Source organism: Amycolatopsis mongoliensis (assembly GCF_030285665.1).
GTDB classification, from domain to species: domain Bacteria; phylum Actinomycetota; class Actinomycetes; order Mycobacteriales; family Pseudonocardiaceae; genus Amycolatopsis; species Amycolatopsis mongoliensis.
On the sequence record NZ_CP127295.1, the window covers coordinates 10,681,672 to 10,700,514 of the forward strand.

The window sequence follows — 18,843 nt, forward strand, 5'->3', positions numbered from 1 at the left end:
TGTAACCAATCGGTCACGAGCCTGTCAACTGCCCTGGTCGCCGGAGCCGTCGTCGAAGGCGCCGCTCGCCAGCCACGCCACGAGGGCCGCGGCCTGGAGGTAGGGCGCCGCTCGGGCGGCCGCCCGGCCCGCCGCTCGCGTGCGGCCCCACCTCTCAGGACGCTCGGCGCGCTCCGGCGCCTGCTCCCCCGGCGGACGGTCACGCCGCCATGGAGACTCCTCGGTGCGGACTTCGTCGAGGAACTCCGCGGTGGGGTCGTCGTCCGGGGGCATGGCTCCAGCGTGCCACCGAAATCCGGCGCACGCCCGCCACGCAAGAACTCCGTAATCAGAACAGCAACGGCAGCAGCGCGTGCCGGCGTCGGACGATGGCGCCGTACCGGGCGTCCAGGCGCAGCCACGAGTCCGTCGCCGTCACGCGGACGACGTCGCCCGCCACGTCCGAGTCCACGAAGCCCATGCCGGACATCGCGAACAGGCAGCGCATCTGGACCTTGACCTCCAGCGTGCCGCCGCTGACCGTCAGCACCGCCTGGTCCATCAGCGACGCCGGCGGCGTGCCGTGCGGACCGGCGTTGTCCCGGGCCAGCGTCACGCCGCGGTCGGCGAGGTCCGCGACGACGCGCGCCGGGAGCTCGTCGACCAGCTGCCAGCGGCCGGGCGGCGGCAGTTCGCCGTGCCACAGGAGGTCGCGGGCCGGGCCCGGGTCCATCTTCGGGCCGCCCGCCACCGTCAGCGCCGCCAGCAGCTCGTTGCCGGACACCGTGACGTCGCCGGGGGTGACGTCCCCGGCCACCGCGCGGGTGGCCAGGCACTCGAACGGCGTGGCCGTCCAGGCCTCGACCACGCCGTCCCCGCGCTGCCGCAGCCGGACGGCCGTCTGGCCGTCCAGCCGGACCGCGCGGGCGACGAACGCACCGAGGGTCTCCCGGTCCGCCGCGTCCGGTACGAGCAACTCAGGCATCCGCGAACCCCTGCTTCAGAAACTCCGACTCGGGCGGGGTGAGCCTACGCGGCCGCAAAGCGACCGTGTCGTACGGCGCCAGCACCGTCTCCGCCGTCACCGCGACCGGGTCGGACCCGGCCGGGCCGGTGTGGACGCGGTAGGCCAGCGTGAAGCTCGCCGCGCGCAGCTCCGTCAGGTCGATGCCGACGCGCAGCTGCTGCCCGGACACCACGATCGGCGCCTTGTAGGCCACCTCCAGCTTGACCACGACGATGCCCTTGGGCAGCTGGTCGAGCCCGGCTTCGACGGCGCCTTCGAACAACAGCGGGATGCGCGCCTCTTCGAGCAGCGTCACCATCTTCGCGTGGTTGATGTGGCCGTAGACGTCCATGTCCGTCCAGCGCGGGCGGACGTGCGCAACGTAGGTCACCGCACCGTGCTCCGGATCTGCCGGGCCGCCACCGAAAGCGTCGCGAGGTCGAGCCGGCCGGACTTGGTGATCTCGTCCAGCGCGACGCGCGCCCGCTGCAGCCGCGAGGCGTTCGTCTTCTCCCACTGGGCGATCTTGGCGTCCGCGGACGAGCCGGGATCGCTGTGCCGCAACGCGTCCAGCGTGATCGCCCGCAACGAGCCGTAGACGTCGTCGCGCAGCGAAAGCCGGGCGAGCGCGTGCCAGCGGTTGCCGCGTTCGAGCGCGCTGATCTCGGTCAGCATCTTGTCGACGTCCAGGTGCGCCGAAAGCGCGTAGTACAGCTCCGCCGTCTCCGCCGGGCTGTGCGGCGCGTCCACGCCGACCTGCTGCTCGGCGAGCTCGGCCACCTCGGTGACGTCGAGCAGGCCGTAGGTGTGCAGCAGCAGCGAGACCCGGCGGGCCAGCTCCTCGGGCACGTTCGCGGCGATCAGCTCGTCCACGTGCTTCTGCACCGACTCCGCCTCGCGGCCGCGGAGCAGGTCGCCGATCTTCGGGACCAGCTCGCCCAGCACCCGGCCGAAGCGCTTGATCTCCGACAGCGGCGCCAGCGGCTGCGGCCGGTTGGTGAGGAACCAGCGCGCGGCCCGGTCGAGCAGCCGCCGCGTCTCCAGCACCATCGCGTCGGCGACGTCGGTGTGCACGACGTTGTCGAGCGCGTCGATCTGCTTCCACAGCACCGGCAGGTCGAACACCTGTGTCACGACCGCGTAGGCGCGCACCGCGTCGGTCGCGGTCGCGTTCATCTCCTCCATCAACCGGTAGACGAACGAGATGCCGCCGCCGTCGACGACCTCGTTGGCGATCATCGTGGTGATGATCTGCCGGCGCAGCGGGTGTTCCCCGATCGCGTCCGGGAACCGCTCGCGCAGCGGTTCCGGGAAGTACTCGGGCAGCCGGGCCGCGAAGACCTTCGAGTCGGGCAGGTCGCTGGCCAGCAGCTCGCCCTTCAGCTCGAGCTTGACGTGCGCGAGCAGGGTCGCGAGCTCCGGCGACGTGAGGCCCTTGCCCGCCTTCTCCAGCTCGCGGAACTCGGAGTTGCTCGGCAGTGCTTCGAGCTTCCGGTCGAAGGCACCCGCTGCCACCAGCGCCTGGACCTGGCGCGCGTGCACCGACAGCATCGGCGCGGCGTGCGCCCGGCTGACCCCGAGGACGGCGTTCTGCCGGTAGTTGTCGGCCAGCACCAGCGCGCCGACCTCGTCGGTCATCTCCGCCAGCAGCTCGTTGCGCTGGGCCTCCTCGAGCTTCCCGGTCTGCACCAGGTGGTCGAGCAGGATCTTGATGTTGACCTCGTGGTCGGAGCAGTCGACACCGGCCGAGTTGTCCAGCGCGTCGGTGTTGATCTTGCCGCCGTTGCGGGCGAACTCGATGCGGCCCAGCTGCGTGAGGCCGAGGTTCCCGCCTTCGCCGAACACCTTGACGCGCAGCTGCTTCCCGTCGACGCGGATGGCGTCGTTGGCCTTGTCACCGGCGGCGGCGTGGGTTTCGGTCTCCGCCTTGACGTACGTGCCGATGCCGCCGTTCCACAGCAGCTCGACCGGGGCCAGCAGGATCGCCTGGATCAGGTCCATCGGCGCCAGCGCGGTGATGCCCTCTTCGAGCCCGAGGGCCGCGCGGACCTGCGGGCTGACCGGGATCGACTTCGCCGTGCGCGGGTAGATCCCGCCGCCTTCGCTGATCAGCGAGCGGTCGTAGTCGTCCCACGAGCTGCGCGGCAGGTCGAACAGCCGGCGGCGCTCGGCGAACGTCGACGCGGCGTCCGGGTTCGGGTCGAGGAACACATGCATGTGGTTGAACGCGGCGACGAGCCGGATGTGCTCCGACAGCAGCATGCCGTTGCCGAAGACGTCGCCCATCATGTCGCCGATGCCGACGACGGTGAAGTCCTCGCTCTGGGTGTCCTTGCCCAGCTCGCGGAAGTGCCGCTTGACGCTCTCCCAGGCACCCTTCGCCGTGATGCCCATGGCCTTGTGGTCGTAGCCGACCGAGCCGCCGGAGGCGAACGCGTCGCCCAGCCAGAAGCCGTACCGCGCGGACATCTCGTTGGCGATGTCGGAGAACTTCGCGGTGCCCTTGTCCGCCGCGACGACCAGGTAGGAGTCGTCGGCGTCGTGCCGCACGACGCCCGGCGCGGGCACGGTCTTGCCCTCGACGCGGTTGTCGGTCAGGTCGAGCAGGCCGGAGATGAACATGCGGTAGCAGGCGATGCCCTCGGTCAGCTGGGCGTCGCGGTCGATGCTCGAGTCGCCGGTCGAGGCTGGCGGGCGCTTCACGACGAAGCCGCCCTTCGCGCCGACCGGCACGATCACGGCGTTCTTGACCGCCTGCGCCTTGACCAGGCCGAGGATCTCGGTGCGGAAGTCCTCGCGCCGGTCCGACCAGCGCAGGCCACCGCGAGCGACCTCGCCGAAGCGCAGGTGCACGCCCTCGACGCGCGGCGAGTAGACGAAGATCTCGAACCGCGGCCGCGGCTCGGGCAGGTCGGGCACGCCGGCCGGGTCGAGCTTGATCGCCAGGTACGTCCGCGGGGTCCCCTCGGCGTCCGTGACGTGGTAGTTCGTCCGCAGCGTGGCCCGGATGACGGCCATCAGCCGGCGCAGGATCCGGTCCTCGTCGAGGCTGGTGACCTCGTCGATCATCGAGCTCAGCTCGCCGGCCAGCGCTTCGGTGGCGGCCTCGCGGTCGGCGTCGCCCAGCTGCGGGTCGAACCGGGCCTCGAACAGCCGCAGCAGCTTCGTCGCGACCTGGGTGTGGTTCAGCAGCGTGTTCTGGATGTAGTCCTGGGAGAACGCGCTGCCGGCCTGGCGGAGGTACCGCGAGTACGCGCGCAGCACGGCCACCTGCCGCCAGGTGAGCCCGGCGCGCAGGACCAGGCCGTTGAGCCCGTCCACCTCGGCGTCCCCGCGCCAGGCGGCCTCGAAGGCGTCCTGGAACCGGCCACGCAGCTGGTCGACCGCGTGGTCGTCGCCCTCGTCGAGCATCTTCTGGGCGACGCGCAGGCCGAAGTCGTAGATCCAGCAGGCACCGCCGTCTTCGCGGTGCAGCTCGTACGGCCGTTCGTCGACCACCTCGACGCCCATGGCCTGCAGCACCGGGAGCACCTTCGAGAGGGTGACGCCTTCCCCGCGCAGGTAGAGCTTGAAGCGCCGTTCGCCCGGCCCGGCGTCGGACGGCCGGTAGAACGACAGCGCGAGGTCGCCTTCGTCGGTCAGCGAGTCGAGGGCGCGCAGGTCGGCCAGCGCCTCCCTGGCGGAGAAGTCCTCCTTGTAGCCCTCCGGGAAGACGCTCGCGAAGCGCTGCCCCTGCTCGGTCGCCGACTCCTCGCCGAGGACACCGACGGCCACGCCGCCGTCCGACTGCTCGCGGCGCTCGTCGAGGACCGCCTCGACCATCCGGTCGTCCCAGCTGCGGACGGCGTCGTTCAGCCGTTCCTGGATCCGCTGTGTGTCCGGCTCCTGCCGGCGCGCGGGGTCGGTGTGGACCATGAAGTGCACCTGCGCGAGGACGGTCTCGCCGATCCGCGCGCTGTACTCGAGCTGGGTGCCTTCGAGCTCTTCGAGCAGGACTTCCTGCATCGCCAGCCGCGACCGCGTCGTGTAGCGGTCCTGCGGGAGGTAGACGAGGCAGGAGTAGAAGCGGCCGTACGGGTCGCGGCGCAGGAACAGCCGCAGCCGGCGGCGGTCCGACAGCGTGATCGCACCGGTGGTCGTCGCGTACAGGGAATCGGTGTCGGCGGAGAACAGGTCGGCGCGCGGCCAGTTCTGCAGCACCTCGAGCATCCGCTGGCCGGAGAACGACTCCATCGGGAACCCGGCGCGGTGGATGACCTCGCGGACCCGCTTGCACACCACCGGGATGTCGAGCACGTTCTCGTGCAGGGCGGTGGTGGTGAACATGCCGAGGAAGCGGTGCTCGCCGGTGACGTTGCCGTCGTCGTCGAAGGTCTTCACGCCGACGTAGTAGGGGTAGACCGGCCGGTGCACGGTCGAGGGCGCGCTCGCCTGGGTCAGCACCAGCAGGGTCGGCGAGAGCGCGGACGCGGCGGTGTCCGGGCCCGCGGTGAGGCCGCGGGCGGCGAGGCTGTCCTGGCGGAGCACGCCGAGCCCGGAGGCCAGCACCGCGCGCAGCGCCGGGTCGTCGGCGTCCGGGTGCGGGTTCTCGATCAGCTCGTAGCGGCGGTAGCCGAGGAACGTGAAGTGCCCGTCGGCCAGCCAGCGCAGCAGGCGGGCGCCCTCGGCGACCTCGGCCCGCGGCAGGTCCGGCGGGTCCGTCTCGAGCTCGCTCGCGAGCTGGCAGGCCGTCTGGGCCATCTTCTCGGCGTCCTCGACGACCTCGCGGACGTCCCCGAGCACGCTGGAGAGGCGGTTGTCGAGCTCGCGGGCGCGGTTCGGGTCGGTGACGAAGTCGATCTCGATGTACATCCACGACTCGGCGGCCGAGTTCGCGGGCGGCTCGCCCGGGTCCGCGCCGGGGTGCACTTCCAGCAGCTCGCCGGTCAGGTCGCGGCTGACGACGACGATCGGGTGGACGATCCGCTGCACCTGCACGCCGTCGCGGGCGAACTCCGCGGCGATCGAGTCGACCAGGTACGGCATGTCGTCGGTGACGACCTGCACGACGGTGGCTTCGCGGGCCCAGCCGTCTTCGGCGACGGTGGGGTTGAGCAGCCGCACGGCCGGGCGGCCGGGCATCCGGTGCTTGGCGAGCTGCAGGTGCGAGCGCACCGCCCCGACCAGATTGACGGGCTCGTCGCCGACGATCTCCTCGGCCGGGATGTGCCGGTAGTAGAGCCGGATGAGCTCCCCGATCTCCGGCGCCAGGCCGGCGGCGGAGTCGATCAGGTCGTCCCTGATCTGCTCCGGGCTGACCGAGGAGCGCGGGGTGCCGAATTCGGGTTCGGCGTCGGCTCCGGTTCCGGGTAGGGACGAGACTCCGGTCGAGCTCATTTGAGGCAACTCTCCAGTATTCGTGGGTGGCACCGCGCCGGTTCGGCGTTGAACTCCGGCGACCCCACACTAATGCGCCGCGGTCGGGGAACACATGAAGACCCGGGGGTTCCCCAGTGCCGGAAAACCCCTCCGGGCCAGCGGATTCGCGTGATCGGTCAAGCTACTGACGGGTTGCGTTCCGGGGCTTCGCGCGGCGCTGACCAGCCTGGCCCGGCGGGCGTTGCCCGACGTGGAGCCAACATGATCGGTTCAGCTGAGACGCGGCGGCGCCGTTCGGCGAACGTTGTCGGCCGGTCGGCGACGCCGGGGTGCGACGCATCCCACTGTGCCGGGGTCCCCGGCAGGTCGGCGACGAATAGGGGTGTCTCGCCGACACGGGGTCGGCCGGGTCCGGAGTGGGTGAGCGCTCCGGCACTTCGGCGACGGGTCCGGGCGGTTCGGCGCGGGGGTGAAACGGGGCCGCGCCGGGAGCCGGGCCTCCGTCAGTCGCCCGAGCCGTGGCGGCGGGAGTCCGAGACCTCGGCGCCGTGACCGTTGCGGCCGTGGCCGTTGCGGCGGCCGGTGTCCTTCGAACCCAGCTGCTTGACCAGCGCGGCCGCGCTCGCGGTGCCCGCCTGGTGCTCGGCGAGCGCGCGGGCCAGCAGGTCGGCGAGACCCGCGTCCGGCGGGGGCTCGTCCTCCGCGATGGCGCGCGCGTAGCTCTCCGGGAACGGCGCCGTGGCCGGCGTCCAGTGGCCGAAGTCCTCCATCGGCTCCAGCGACGGCGGCATCCGCAGCCGCGGCAGCCAGGGCTCGGCCTCGTCGCGGTAGTCCGGCACCGACGGCGGCTCGTCCTCCGGCCGCGGCGGCGGCGCGAGCTCCGGCTCGGGACGGACCTCGGCACGCTCCCGGCGCGGGCTTTCGGTACCGGTCTCCGAGGACTGCCCGGCGCCGGTTTCGCGCGGGCCTTCCGCGTCCTCCGCGCGGCGGCGGCCCCCGCCCGCGCCGCCCGACGACGAAATCCCCAGGCGGTCCAGCACCGACCGGGCGGCCACCGAGCCGTGCTCGGCGTCGTGCCGGGTCGAGGGCTGCGGTTCGCGCCGCGCCTCCGGCTCCCACGGTTCCCGCTCGGCGGCGGGCTCGGGCGCGAGCGGCAACGCCGGTGTGACACGCGTGGGCGCCGACTCCCGTTCGGCGGCGGTCTCCCGCAGCCGCGATTCGGCGAGCGCCGCCCAGGAGAACTTGGTCTTCCCGCTGTCGGCCGCGGGCTGCGGTTCCGGCTCGCTCCGGCGCTCGGCCGGCGGCTCAGGACGCCGCTCCGGCGGGGTACTCCGGACCTCGCTCGGCGCCGGCCGGACCGTCTCGGCCCGGGACTCCGGCTCGCGAGGACGGTCGGCTTCGGCTGCCCGCGCGGACCGCACCTCGATGGGGTCCGGCTGCCGGCGGCGCCCCGGCGCCGGGGCCTCGGACCGCACCTCGATCGGCTCCGCCCGGACCGGCGCCGGCCACCGCTCCACGACCACCGGCTCCGGCCGCACGCGAGGCTCCGCGGGCTCGTCGCGCACCGCCGGCATCACCGACGTCTCGGCCGCGTCCGCGGTCACGCGCGGCCGTTCGAACGACCACGCGGGCGCCGGCTGCCGCGGCTCGGGCTTCGGCGTCTCCTCGCGGCCGAACGACCAGGCCGGCGTCCGCGGCACGGGTTCGGGCTCCGGCTGCGGGGCGGCCGGCTCGGCCACGACCTCCGCGACCGCGGGCATCGCCGGCACCGCCGCGACGGCCGGCACCGGCCGCGACGGCACTGCCTTCAGCACCTCGTCGAGGTCCACCGACGCCGGCTCCCCCGTGCCGAACTCGCCCGCCAGCACGCTGCACGCCTGCCGCCGGGCCCGCGCGTGGAGCTGCTCGGCCGCCCGCGAGCGGTACAGGCACGCGATGGCCTCCTCGGCCTGTCCGAACCGCTCCTCCAGCTGCGCCAGTTCCAGCCACAACCGCGCGGTGACCGCGGACAGCCCGTGGCGATCCGTGCTCGCCACGGCTTCGCGGACCAGCTCGATCGCCGCTTCGCCCGCGCCCGCGGGCAGGTGGACCCGCGTCGCGACGGCCAGCCGCAGCCAGCCCATCGGCGCGACACCGGCCGCCCGCACCGGCTCCGCCAGGATCGGCTCGGCGATCTCGTACGCCATTTCGGCGTCGCCTCGGTCGAGCAGCGTGCTCACCAGCAGCAGCACCAGCCGGATCCGGACGAGGCCGCCGTCGTCGGCCGGGTTGTCGAGCTTCTCGAGGAAGCCCAGGCCGGTTCGGGCGGCGTCGGCCGCCGCGGTCAGGTCACCGTGGCGGCGCCGGTGCGCGGCCGTGCCGACGCGCAGCAGCGCCCGCACCAGCAGCTGGGAGTCGGCACCCAGGGACTCGTCGCCGAGGACGAGCTTGTCCGCCTCGACGAGCACGCGGTCCAGCTCCGACTTCCGCCCGATCTGCGCGAGGCAGCCGACGAGGTGGCAGAGCGCGGCGGCGCGGTGCACCGGCGACACGACGGGGTCGGTGAGCACCGGGCGCAGCGCGGCGAGCCCGGTCAGCGGCACGCCCAGGCTGCGGGCGCACACGGCGAGGTCGATGCGCAGCCGGGCGGCGATGTCGCCGTAGCCGGCGTGCTCGGCCGCGCGCAACGCCGCGACCGCGCGACCGACCGTGCCCGGCCGGTCGCCGAGCCGGACGCGCGCGGACACGACCAGGCTCTCGGCCCGGATCCACTGCTCGTCGGCACCGGCGGCCTCGGACAGCGCGGCGGCGCGCTCGCCGAGGACCAGCGCGAGCTCGGGCGCCCGCAGGTGCAGGGCGTCCGCCCGCTCGATCAGCCGGCCGACTGCGGAGAGGGTTCCCCCGGCATTGGCGGAGCGCCCGCTCTCTCCTCGCGAGAGCGGGCCCGTCCGGTGCTGCTTGCTGGCTTCCACGGGGAAACCCGCCCCCTCAGTCGCGGGTCAGCTTGCGGTGGGTGACACGGTGCGGGCGGGCGGCTTCGGCGCCCATCCGCTCCACCTTGTTCTTCTCGTACCCTTCGAAGTTGCCCTCGAACCAGAACCACTGCGAAGGGTTCTCGTCGGTGCCTTCCCAGGCCAGGATGTGCGTCGCGACCCGGTCGAGGAACCACCGGTCGTGGGAGATCACGACGGCGCAGCCGGGGAACTGCTCCAGCGCGTTCTCCAGCGAGCCCAGGGTCTCGACGTCCAGGTCGTTCGTCGGCTCGTCGAGCAGGATCAGGTTCCCGCCCTGCTTGAGCGTCAGCGCCAGGTTGAGCCGGTTGCGCTCACCACCGGAGAGCACGCCCGCCGGCTTCTGCTGGTCCGGGCCCTTGAAGCCGAACGCGCTGACGTACGCGCGCGACGGCATTTCGGTCTGCCCGACGTGGATGTAGTCCAGCTCGTCGGAGACGACCTGCCACACGGTCTTCTTCGGGTCGATCCCGCCGCGGTTCTGGTCCACATAGGACAGCTTGACCGTCTCGCCGATCTTGACCACGCCGTCGTCCGGCTCCTCGAGCCCGACGATGGTCTTGAACAGCGTCGTCTTGCCGACGCCGTTCGGGCCGATCACGCCGACGATGCCGTTGCGCGGCAGGTCGAACGACAGGCCGTCGATGAGGACGCGGTCGTCGAAGCCCTTCTTGAGCTTCTCGACCTCGACCACGACGTTGCCCAGCCGCGGGCCCGGCGGGATCTGGATCTCCTCGAAGTCGAGCTTGCGGTGCTTGTCCGCCTCCGCCGCCATCTCCTCGTAGCGGTCTAGCCGCGACCGGGACTTGGTCTGGCGCGCCTTGGCGTTGGAGCGCACCCACTCGAGCTCGGTCTTCAGGCGCTTGGCGAGCTTCGCGTCCTTCTTGCCCTGGACCTCGAGGCGCTCGCGCTTCTTCTCCAGGTACGTCGAGTAGTTGCCCTCGTAGCCGACGACGCGGCCGCGGTCCAGCTCCATGATCCACTGGGCCACGTTGTCGAGGAAGTACCGGTCGTGGGTGACGGCGAGGACGGCGCCGGCGTAGCGGGCCAGGAACTGCTCCAGCCACAGGACACTTTCGGCGTCCAGGTGGTTGGTGGGCTCGTCGAGCAGCAGCAGGTCGGGCGCGGACAGCAGCAGCTTGCACAGCGCGACGCGGCGGCGCTCACCACCGGAGAGGTGCGAGACCCCCTCCTCGGGCGGCGGGCAGCGCAGCGCGTCCATCGCCTGCTCGACGGTCGAGTCGAGCTCCCAGGCGTCGGCGTGGTCCAGCTCCTCCTGGAGCTGGCCCATCTCCTCCATCAGGGCGTCGCTGTAGTCGGTCGCCATCAGTTCGGCGATCTCGTTGTAGCGGTCGAGCTTGGTCTTGATCTCGCCGAGGCCCTCCTCGACGTTCCCCCGGACCGTCTTCTCCTCGTTGAGCTCCGGCTCCTGCATCAGGATGCCCACGCTCGCGCCGGGCTGGAGGAACGCTTCGCCGTTGCTGGCCTGCTCGATCCCCGCCATGATCTTGAGAACGGTGGACTTACCGGCACCGTTCGGCCCGACCACGCCGATCTTGGCGCCGGGGTAGAACGCGGTGCTGACGTCGTCGAGGATGACCTTGTCCCCGACGGTCTTGCGCACCTTCTTCATGGTGTAGATGAACTCGGCCATACGCACGATCGTAGAGCGCACCTGATCGCGACCTGACGCCGGTCACCGTCGCACTACCGAAAGTCAGCCCGGGATCACCGAAACCGTCGGTTTGCCCGGCTCCCGGCGGGTCTCACCCTCAACCGGAAGTCGAGACTCAGTCGGCCCGCTTGCCGTCGGCGAGGTTCTTCAGCATCGCGTTGTAGGCGTTCAGCTCTTCGTCGCCGGTCGCCGCTTCGCGCCGGTCCCGCCGCTTCGCCTCGCGCTCGTCCTGGCGCGACCACTGCACCAGCAGCGCGATCAGCACGAGCAGCACCGGGAGCTCGCCCGACGCCCAGGCGATGCCGCCGCCGAGCCGCTGGTCGGTGAGCAGGTCACCGACCCACGGCAGGTGCAGCTGGCTGTAGAACGCCTGCCCGATGACGGTCTGCTTGCTCATCAGGATCACGCCGAAGAACGCGTGGAACGGCATCGCGGCGAACATCATCGCGAGCCGGCCGAGGTACGGGATCCGCCGCGGCGCCGGGTCGACGCCGATCACCGGCCAGTAGAAGACGTAGCCCGCGAGCAGGAAGTGCGCGTTCATCGCCAGGTGCGCCCAGTGGTAGTTCAGCGCGGTGTCGAACAGGCCGGAGAAGTACAGCGCGTAGAACGAACCGACGAACAGCAGCAGCGCGACCACCGGGTGGGTCAGGAACCGCGAGACCGGGGAGTGCACGAAGGCGACGAGCCATTCGCGGGGGCCCGGCGGGGAGTCCTTGCCCGCGGCCGGCAGGGCGCGCAGCGCGAGCGTCACCGGGCCGCCCAGCACGAACAGCACCGGCGCCACCATCGACAGCAGCATGTGGTTGCCCATGTGGACGCTGAACATCGCGGGCGCGTAGCGGCCGATGCCCGACGACGTCGCGATCAGCAGCACCACGCAGCCGACGATCCAGGAGACCGTGCGGCCGACCGGCCACGAGTCGCCGCGGCGCAGCAGCCGCCGCACCCCGGCGAGGTACAGCCCGCCGAGCACGAGCGCGAGGGTGCCGTAGACCAGGTCGAAGCGGGTGTCGAAGAGCAGCCGCCACACCGTCGGCGGGCCGTCCAGGTCGTAGCCGATCAGCAGCTCGGTGGTGGACGGCTGGGTGATCGCGTCCGCCGGTGGCGGCGTCCTGGCCAGCCCGGACGCGATCCCGATCGTGACGAACATGATCAGGATCTCGACCGCGGCCAGCCGCATCAGCTGGCCGCCGCCCTTGCCGTCGACGAGGTCCGCGACGCCCTTCCGGCGCTGCTGGTGGCCGAAGACGCCGAGCAGCAGCAACGCGACCGTCTTGGCGACGACCAGGAGGCCGTAGTCGGTGGTGAACAGGTCGTTCAGGCCGATCCGGACCAGCGCGTTGACCACGCCGGAGATCGCCATCACGATCCAGCACACCAGCGCCAGCCGCGAGAACCGCCGCGCGGCCAGGCTCAGGTGGTTCCCGCGCCGGTACCCCAGCGCCAGCAGCGCGACCAGGCCGCCGACCCAGAAGGACGCGGCGACGAGGTGGAACAGGAGGCTGTTGGTGGCGACGTCGTGTGAGCCGCCGCTGGCGGAGTGCCCGGTGACCGCGACCGGCACCAGCCCGCCGACGGCCAGGAAGAACAGCACCGCCGTCCAGCCCCAAGACAGCGCGAGCCGGCAGCCGAGCGCGACCAGGACCGCGATCAGCGCGGTCCACAGCCAGGCCTTCGGCTGCTCGATGGCGCCGACGAGGTCGAGCAGCGTCTGCGGGTCCAGGACCTCGCCGAACGGTTTCCCGGCGGTGTCGGCGGCGGTGAAGGCGACCGACAGCAGGGCCGCGCCGAACCACACCCAGGCGGCGATCCCGGCCGCGCGCAGGGCGCCGTAGCCCTCCGGGCCGAGCGTGCCGGACTTCTGCGGCGGCACCAGGAACGTGGCCAGCAGCAGCGACCCGACGCAGATCACCGAGGCGGCTTCGGACAGCACCCGCATGACCGTGATGCCGTACTTGGTGACCAGCCCCGGGTCCGGCAGGCCGGCGATGACGTAGCCGGCCCCGCCGGTGAGCGCGATCAGCCCGATCGCCACGACGGCGGCCAGCAGCACGCCGACCGAGAGCAGGGGCAGCACACCGGCCCGGCGCTGCGTGGGGACGTCGGTTCGCTCGGACACGCCCCAGAGGGTATGCCCAGCCCCGGTCGGGCCCGTGTGACGGGCAGGATGGGAGCGTGAAGATGATCCTGCTGCGGCACGCCGAGTCGCTCGGCAACGTCGACGAGCTCGCCTACACGCGGATCCCCGACCACGCCCTGCCGCTGACCGAGAAGGGCGAGCGGGAAGCGCTCGCGGCGGGGCCGGAGATCGCCCGGCTGCTCGACGGCGAGCGGCCCGCCGTCTACGTCAGCCCGTACCTGCGGACGCGGGAGACGTTGCGGCTGCTGGACATCGAGGCGTCGTGCGAGCGGCTGCTGCAGGAGCCGCGGCTGCGCGAGCAGGACTGGGGCAACCTCCAGGACCCCGCCGAGCAGGAGGTCCAGAAGGCGCGGCGCAACGAGTTCGGGCACTTCTTCTACCGGCTGCCCTTCGGCGAGTCGGGCGCGGACGTCGACGACCGCGTCGCGGCGTTCCTCTCGGACCTGCGCCTGCGCGACGAACATCACCCGGAGACGGTCCTGATCGTGTCGCACGGGCTCACGGTGCGGCTGCTCTGCCGCCGGCTCTTCGGCTGGAGCATCGAGCTGTTCGAATCCCTGTCCAACCCGGGGACGTGCGAATACCGCGTCCTCGAAGAGCAGGACGGCAAGTGGACGCTGGACCGCCCGTTCCCGCAGTGGCGGGACTCACCCGACGGGGAAACGCAGCTCTAGCGGCGCGGTCAGCACGACGCGGGTGCCCTGGCCGGGCGCCGACTCGATGCGCGCGGCACCGCCGATCTCGGCCATCCGGGCGTGGATGGAGTTCTCGATGCCGAACCCGGCGCGGTGCGCGCCGACGTCGAAGCCGGTCCCGTGGTCGCGCACGGACACCGTGACGATGCCGTCGTGTTCTTCGAGGCACACGACGGCTTTGGGCGTCTTCGCGTGCTTCAACGTGTTTCGCAGCGCTTCGCGGGCCGCGTCGTGCAAGGAGCCGACGACGTTCTCGGGGACGTCGGCGAGCTTCGCGAGCGGCACGAGGTCGACGCGCAGGCCCTCCGCCGTCATCTCGACCGCCAGCGCGCCGAGGCGGTGCTCGAGACCGCCCGGCTCGGCGGGTTCGTCGCCGTCGAGGCTCAGCCGCAGGCGCAGGGCGTGCGCGCGGGCGATGCTGCGGACCTGGTCGAGGCTGCCCACCGGATCGAGGGCGTCCCGGGGCGCCGGCAGCGCGAGCGACTCCATCACCTGCAGGACGGTGTCGTGCACGTCGCGCCGGTGCCGTTCGCGTTCGGCGGCGCGGCCGCGCTGCTCCCCCAGCCGGTGCGCGAACCGCATCGCCCCGGCGACGAGCAGGACGATCGCCAGCGCGGTCGCGGCGGCCGCGACCAGGGCGAGCACGATCCACGTCGCGGGCGCCGACGTGCCGGACACCACGGCCATGCCGTAGCGCAGGAGCACGGCACCGGTGATCGCGAGCGCCCCCGCCGGAGCGCCGCGCAGCAGCGTCCAGACCATGACCGTGCCCATGATGTTCGGCCAGGTCAGGGCGAGCAGGCCGGGTGCGTGCCCGGCGAACAGCGCCGCGGCGACGCTCGTGACGAGCGTGTACGCGGTGTCGGCGGCGAGCACCGGCCGGATGCCGGTGCTGCGGTGGAAGACCCAGGCCACCTCGGCCAGGTTCGGCACGAGGTACAGCACGATGGCGAGGGCGAGCACCGGAGCACCCAGCGGCCCGCCGGCCCAGATCGCCTGCAGGAACAGCGCGAGCCGGAACGCGACCGGCACGAGCACGAGCCTCGGCACCGCCCCCTGCACGAGCGGGAGCCCGGCTCCGCCGGCGAGCGCCCCCGCGCCGCCGAGCAGCACAACCCTCACGACGTCCTCCCCGGGTCAAGGCCCCTACCCTGACCAGCCCACCTGAACTCGTAACGTCGGCACATTCATTTCAGCTAACGACGCGCTCAGCTTGCCCCGCTCGGTTCCGCACTGTCAACGGGGCTTGGGCCGTAAGGGCCGCACAGGAGGAGACGCGCGTCCCTCCCCCGCGGATCCAGGTTCTTCGTCACGATTCGGCCGTCAGCGCGGCTTCCCGTTTTCGCGCCCGCCGGGCACCGAGGGCGGCGGGGAGGATCAGCGCGGCGACCAGCGCGACGAACCCGAACGCCACGCCGTAGCCCGCCACCTGGGCGATGCCGCCGACGATCGGCGGCCCGCCGAGGAACCCGGTGTAGGCGATGGCCGTGACGAAGCCGATCTCGCGCTCGCCGCCAGTCCCGTCGCCGCGTCTCCCGGCGTCGCCGGCGAGGCTGAGGGCCATCGGGAACGACGCGGCCAGACCCGCGCCGGCGAGCGCGAAGCCGGCGTAACCGACGGCGGCGACCGGGATCGCGGCCGCGGCGAGCAGCCCGGCGGCGGCCGAAGCGGACCCCGCGGCGAGGCAGCGGGTGGGGCCGAACCGGCGTTGTGCCCACGAACCCGCCAGCCGGGTCAGCGCCATGGCCAGCTGGAAGCCCGCGAACGCGAGCGCCGCGGCGCCCTGGCCGACCCCGCGTTCGGCCGTCATCAGCAAGGCGGACCAGTCCGAAGACGCGCCTTCCGCGATGGCCGAGCACAGGGCGACCGCGGCGAGCAGCCACAGCACCGGACGGCGGATCGGCGCCCGGTTCGGCACTGCTTCTTCGGCGTGGCCGGGCCGGCTGCCGGGGACCGCGCGGACGACGAACAGCAGCACCGCGACGGCGACGACCGCCGCCACGGTCAGGTGGCGCGCCGGGGACCACTCGTGGCCGGCGGCGAGGCCCGCGGCCAGGGAACCGGCGAGCGCGCCGAAGCTGAAGCCCGCGTGGAACACCGGCATGACCGGGCGGCGGATCCGGCGTTCGACGGCCACCGCGGCGACGTTCATCGCGACGTCGAGCATCCCGACGCTCGCGCCGATCAGGAGCAGGGCGCCGGCCAGCAGCGGCACGTCCGGCGCGAAACCGACCAGCACCATCGAGCCGGCCGCGCAGCCGGTGCTGCCGGCGACGACCACGCGGGCGCCGGCCCGTTCGATGATCCGGCCGGAGACCGAGGCGGCGGCGAGCATCCCGGCGCTGGCGCCGAGCAGGGCGAGGCCGAAGACGCCGGGCGAGGCGTGCACCTGCGCCGCCAGCGCGGGCGTGCGCGACGCCCAGGAGCCCAGCGCGAGGCCGTTGAGCGCGAAGACGACGAACACCGCGATCCGGTCTCGCATCGGTTCCCCCTTTCGTGGTCCCCAGCCTGACTGAAGCGCTTCAGAAAGTCCATGGCTAGACTGCGCGGATGACCCGGCGCCGCCGTCCGACGCTCGACGACGTCGCCTCGGCGGTGGGCGTCTCGCGGGCCACGGTTTCGAACGCGTACAACCGGCCCGACCAGCTGTCCGGCCGGCTGCGGGACGAGGTCCTGCGAGCGGCGGCGGAGCTCGGCTACGCCGGCCCGGACCCGACCGCGCGCAGCCTCGCGACCAGCCGGACCGGGGCGATCGCGGTGCTGCTGGACACGTCGCTGTCGACGGCGTTCTCCGACCCCGCGCTGTCCCTGACGCTGGACGCGCTGGCCCGGGTGGTCGATCCGCACGGGCACGCGCTGCTGCTCCTGCCGGGCGGTGCGGACGGCGGGCCGCCCGCCGCGCGCGTGCTGGCCGCTCAGGCGGACATCGCGGTCGCGTATTCGCTGGCCGACGGCGCCCCGGCGCTGGACTCGGTGCGGGCGCGGGGACTGCCGCTGGTGGTCGTCGACCAGCCGCTGCTGCCCGGCGTGGCGCGGATCGGCTGCCAGGACCGGCTCGGGGCGGCGCTGGCCGCGCGGCACCTCGTCGCGCTGGGGCACCGGCGGTTCGGGATCTTCGCCGCGTGCAGCCGGGTCGCGCCGGGCGGAGGTGCGCTGACCGCTTCTTCGGCGGCGTCGGCTCCGTTCCGCGACACGCGCGAGCGGCTGGCCGGGTACCTGGACGAGCTGGGCCCGGCGTCGGCTTCGGTCGTCGTCGAGGAGGCGGCCGGGCTCAGCGCGGAGAGCGCGCTGACCGGGGCGTTCGCGCTGCTCGGGCGGTCGCCGCGGCCGACCGCGGTGCTGTGCATGTCCGACCAGCTGGCGCTGGCGGTGCTCGCGGTGGCCGGGCAGCTCGGGATCGGCGTGCCGGACGAGCTTTCGGTGGTCGGCTTCGACGACAGCCCGCCGGCGTCGTGGTCGTCGCCGCCGCTGACGACGATCCGGCAGGACCTCGCGGAGAAGGGACGGATCGCCGGGGAGCTGGTGCTGGGGCTGCTGGCCGGCGGCTCGGTCCCCCCGCCGGACGAGGTGCCGGTTTCGCTCGTGGTTCGGGGCAGCACGGGTCCCGCCTAGCACTCCCTTTTCGCTCCCGCAAGACCGTTCGCGGATCTGTGGACAACCGGTTCCCGCCCGGGGATCCGTCCACAGATTCGAAATCGCGGGCTGACAAACCTTCCGCCGCCCGCCAATCTGGAATCACCAGTTCACCGCGGCCCGCGAAAGCCGCGAATCCAGAGGGGAAATCCACGATGTCTTCACGCCGTCTCCGCGCCCGGCTGCCGCACCTGCTGGTCCTGGCCGCGCTGGGTCTCCTGACCAGCGTCGGAACCGCTCAGGCCGCGCCGGCGCAGGCCGATCCGGGTTGCCAGAAGGGCGAGTTCTGCCTGTGGTCGACGGGTGACTACGGCGGTGCGGCCCAGCGATTCGACCTGCGCACCGCGAATCCCGGGGAATGCATTCCCCTGCCCGAGGGATTCACGGGGGCGTCATTCGCGAATCTGCTGACCCGGGACGTCACGGTGTACCAGAGCGAGGAATGCTCGACCGAGGGAGATTTCGTCACCTATCCGGGTGGTGGCACGTTCGTGCCGGACGCGCCTTTCCTGGTCCGCGGGATCCAGATCTGGGAGTGACCTCCGACCCGGGCCCGCACCGCCGTCCGCTCCACGGGGAGAGCCGGCTCGCGGCGGCGGCCGGACCCGACCGGGGCCGCTCCCCCGACAGCGGCCCCACCCCGTGGGCGCGCCCCGGCGGCGGGGCGCGCCCACGGGCTTCCCACGCCGAGTCTCGACGTGTCAGGCGGCGCCAGCGAGCGCCTCAGGCCGTTCACAGGGCCGGCGCGACCGGGCGATGCAGGGATTCACCGACGACGGGCGGCCGGACAGCTCAGCTCTTCTCCGGGATCAGTTCAGCCTGGGCCCGGCTTGCGGCCGATCCCGGCGGCCCCACCGTCCCGCGCGGTTCACGGCGGGAGTCCCGGCCACATCGCCGCCTGCGGGGGTCTCCGAACCGGCAGCGGCCCACTCACACCGAACCCCACGACCAGCTCTACGACCGCCGGACCGCCGGCCCAAGCCTGGGCCACCCACAACCACCCCGGACAAGCCCTTGGACCAGGTCACCCACGCCGGCCGCCTCGGGCGGTCGCCGCCCTCGGGCGGGTCAAGACGGGATTCGTGCAGGTGAGGCGACCACCGCGCCACCCGCGGCAGGCGGGCAGACAGCGGCGTGCGGACGCTCGCGGCGCTGCCTGCCCGGCCGCTGGTCGTGCGGGCGAGCGGGGTCGGGCTGGACACAGCAAGAGCCTTCTGATCGCCAGATTACAGGTTCGAGGCCCGCCGGGAAGCCCGTTCGGTCACCCTCAGCACCGCACCCGACACTCAAGGAGGTCTGCACCACGTTCTCGACGGCGCTTCCCCCGAACTTCCGAATTCCGTCGAACGAGACCTGAAACGATT

At 72.7% G+C, this 18,843-nt stretch carries 12 protein-coding genes; 3 read left to right on the forward strand and 9 right to left on the reverse strand.

The annotated features are described in order from the left end of the window. Positions 1-24: 24 nt before the first annotated feature. The 7 genes from QRX60_RS50870 to QRX60_RS50900 all read right to left on the reverse strand — a co-directional run bounded on the left by QRX60_RS50870 (position 25) and on the right by QRX60_RS50900 (position 13,130). Complete coding sequence (locus QRX60_RS50870) at positions 25-273, reverse strand: hypothetical protein (RefSeq protein ID WP_285998628.1); 249 nt, start codon at positions 271-273, stop codon at positions 25-27. Between the two features lie 55 nt (positions 274-328). Further along, on the reverse strand, positions 329-964 hold the full coding sequence (locus QRX60_RS50875; protein WP_285998629.1) for a hypothetical protein: 636 nt from the start codon (positions 962-964) through the stop codon (positions 329-331). After that, entirely contained in the window at positions 957-1,376 is a 420-nt protein-coding gene (locus QRX60_RS50880) for an acyl-CoA thioesterase (protein ID WP_285998630.1), read from the reverse strand. The genes QRX60_RS50875 and QRX60_RS50880 overlap by 8 nt, the downstream gene beginning before the upstream one ends. Then, the gene (locus tag QRX60_RS50885; RefSeq protein ID WP_285998631.1) at positions 1,373-6,361 is read right to left on the reverse strand and encodes an NAD-glutamate dehydrogenase; all 4,989 of its coding nucleotides are present in this window, start codon (positions 6,359-6,361) and stop codon (positions 1,373-1,375) included. The genes QRX60_RS50880 and QRX60_RS50885 overlap by 4 nt, the downstream gene beginning before the upstream one ends. 485 nt (positions 6,362-6,846) lie before the next feature. Then, a complete protein-coding gene (locus tag QRX60_RS50890) occupies positions 6,847-9,294 on the reverse strand; it encodes a hypothetical protein (protein ID WP_285998632.1) in 2,448 nt (815 codons plus the stop codon). A 16-nt stretch (positions 9,295-9,310) separates the two neighbouring features. After that, positions 9,311-10,987 carry an energy-dependent translational throttle protein EttA gene (gene ettA / locus QRX60_RS50895; protein ID WP_285998633.1) on the reverse strand — a complete coding sequence of 559 codons (1,677 nt, stop codon included), beginning with the start codon at positions 10,985-10,987 and terminating at the stop codon, positions 9,311-9,313. A gap of 136 nt (positions 10,988-11,123) precedes the next feature. After that, complete coding sequence (locus tag QRX60_RS50900) at positions 11,124-13,130, reverse strand: cytochrome c oxidase assembly protein (RefSeq protein ID WP_285998634.1); 2,007 nt, start codon at positions 13,128-13,130, stop codon at positions 11,124-11,126. A gap of 56 nt (positions 13,131-13,186) precedes the next feature. Between QRX60_RS50900 and QRX60_RS50905 the strand changes: the two genes are divergently transcribed. Next, positions 13,187-13,825 (forward strand): histidine phosphatase family protein, encoded by a 639-nt coding sequence (locus QRX60_RS50905; protein WP_285998635.1) that lies wholly within the window; start codon positions 13,187-13,189, stop codon positions 13,823-13,825. Here the strand turns inward: QRX60_RS50905 and QRX60_RS50910 are convergent. Then, entirely contained in the window at positions 13,799-14,959 is a 1,161-nt protein-coding gene (locus QRX60_RS50910) for a sensor histidine kinase (protein WP_286003878.1), read from the reverse strand. The genes QRX60_RS50905 and QRX60_RS50910 overlap by 27 nt on opposite strands. A gap of 196 nt (positions 14,960-15,155) precedes the next feature. Further along, positions 15,156-16,328, reverse strand: coding sequence for an MFS transporter (locus tag QRX60_RS50915; protein WP_285998636.1), 1,173 nt, complete (start codon positions 16,326-16,328; stop codon positions 15,156-15,158). A gap of 68 nt (positions 16,329-16,396) precedes the next feature. On the opposite strand from QRX60_RS50915, the gene QRX60_RS50920 reads away from it, so the two are divergent. Both QRX60_RS50920 and QRX60_RS50925 read left to right on the forward strand, forming a co-directional pair. Next, positions 16,397-17,458: a LacI family DNA-binding transcriptional regulator gene (locus QRX60_RS50920; protein WP_285998637.1), complete on the forward strand. Its 1,062-nt coding sequence runs from the start codon at positions 16,397-16,399 to the stop codon at positions 17,456-17,458. Positions 17,459-17,634: 176 nt separating this feature from the next. After that, entirely contained in the window at positions 17,635-18,018 is a 384-nt protein-coding gene (locus tag QRX60_RS50925; protein ID WP_285998638.1) for a peptidase inhibitor family I36 protein, read from the forward strand. Positions 18,019-18,843 lie beyond the last annotated feature (825 nt).

Excerpts from the sequence above, each read along its gene's own strand:
- QRX60_RS50870 (WP_285998628.1), bottom strand. The coding sequence starts at position 273 with ATGCCCCCGGACGACGACCCCACCGCGGAGTTCCTCGACGAAGTCCGC.
- QRX60_RS50875 (WP_285998629.1), bottom strand. The coding sequence starts at position 964 with ATGCCTGAGTTGCTCGTACCGGACGCGGCGGACCGGGAGACCCTCGGT.
- QRX60_RS50885 (WP_285998631.1), bottom strand. The coding sequence starts at position 6,361 with ATGAGCTCGACCGGAGTCTCGTCCCTACCCGGAACCGGAGCCGACGCC.
- ettA (WP_285998633.1), bottom strand. The coding sequence starts at position 10,987 with ATGGCCGAGTTCATCTACACCATGAAGAAGGTGCGCAAGACCGTCGGG.
- QRX60_RS50915 (WP_285998636.1), bottom strand. The coding sequence starts at position 16,328 with ATGCGAGACCGGATCGCGGTGTTCGTCGTCTTCGCGCTCAACGGCCTC.
- QRX60_RS50920 (WP_285998637.1), top strand. The coding sequence starts at position 16,397 with ATGACCCGGCGCCGCCGTCCGACGCTCGACGACGTCGCCTCGGCGGTG.
- QRX60_RS50925 (WP_285998638.1), top strand. The coding sequence starts at position 17,635 with ATGTCTTCACGCCGTCTCCGCGCCCGGCTGCCGCACCTGCTGGTCCTG.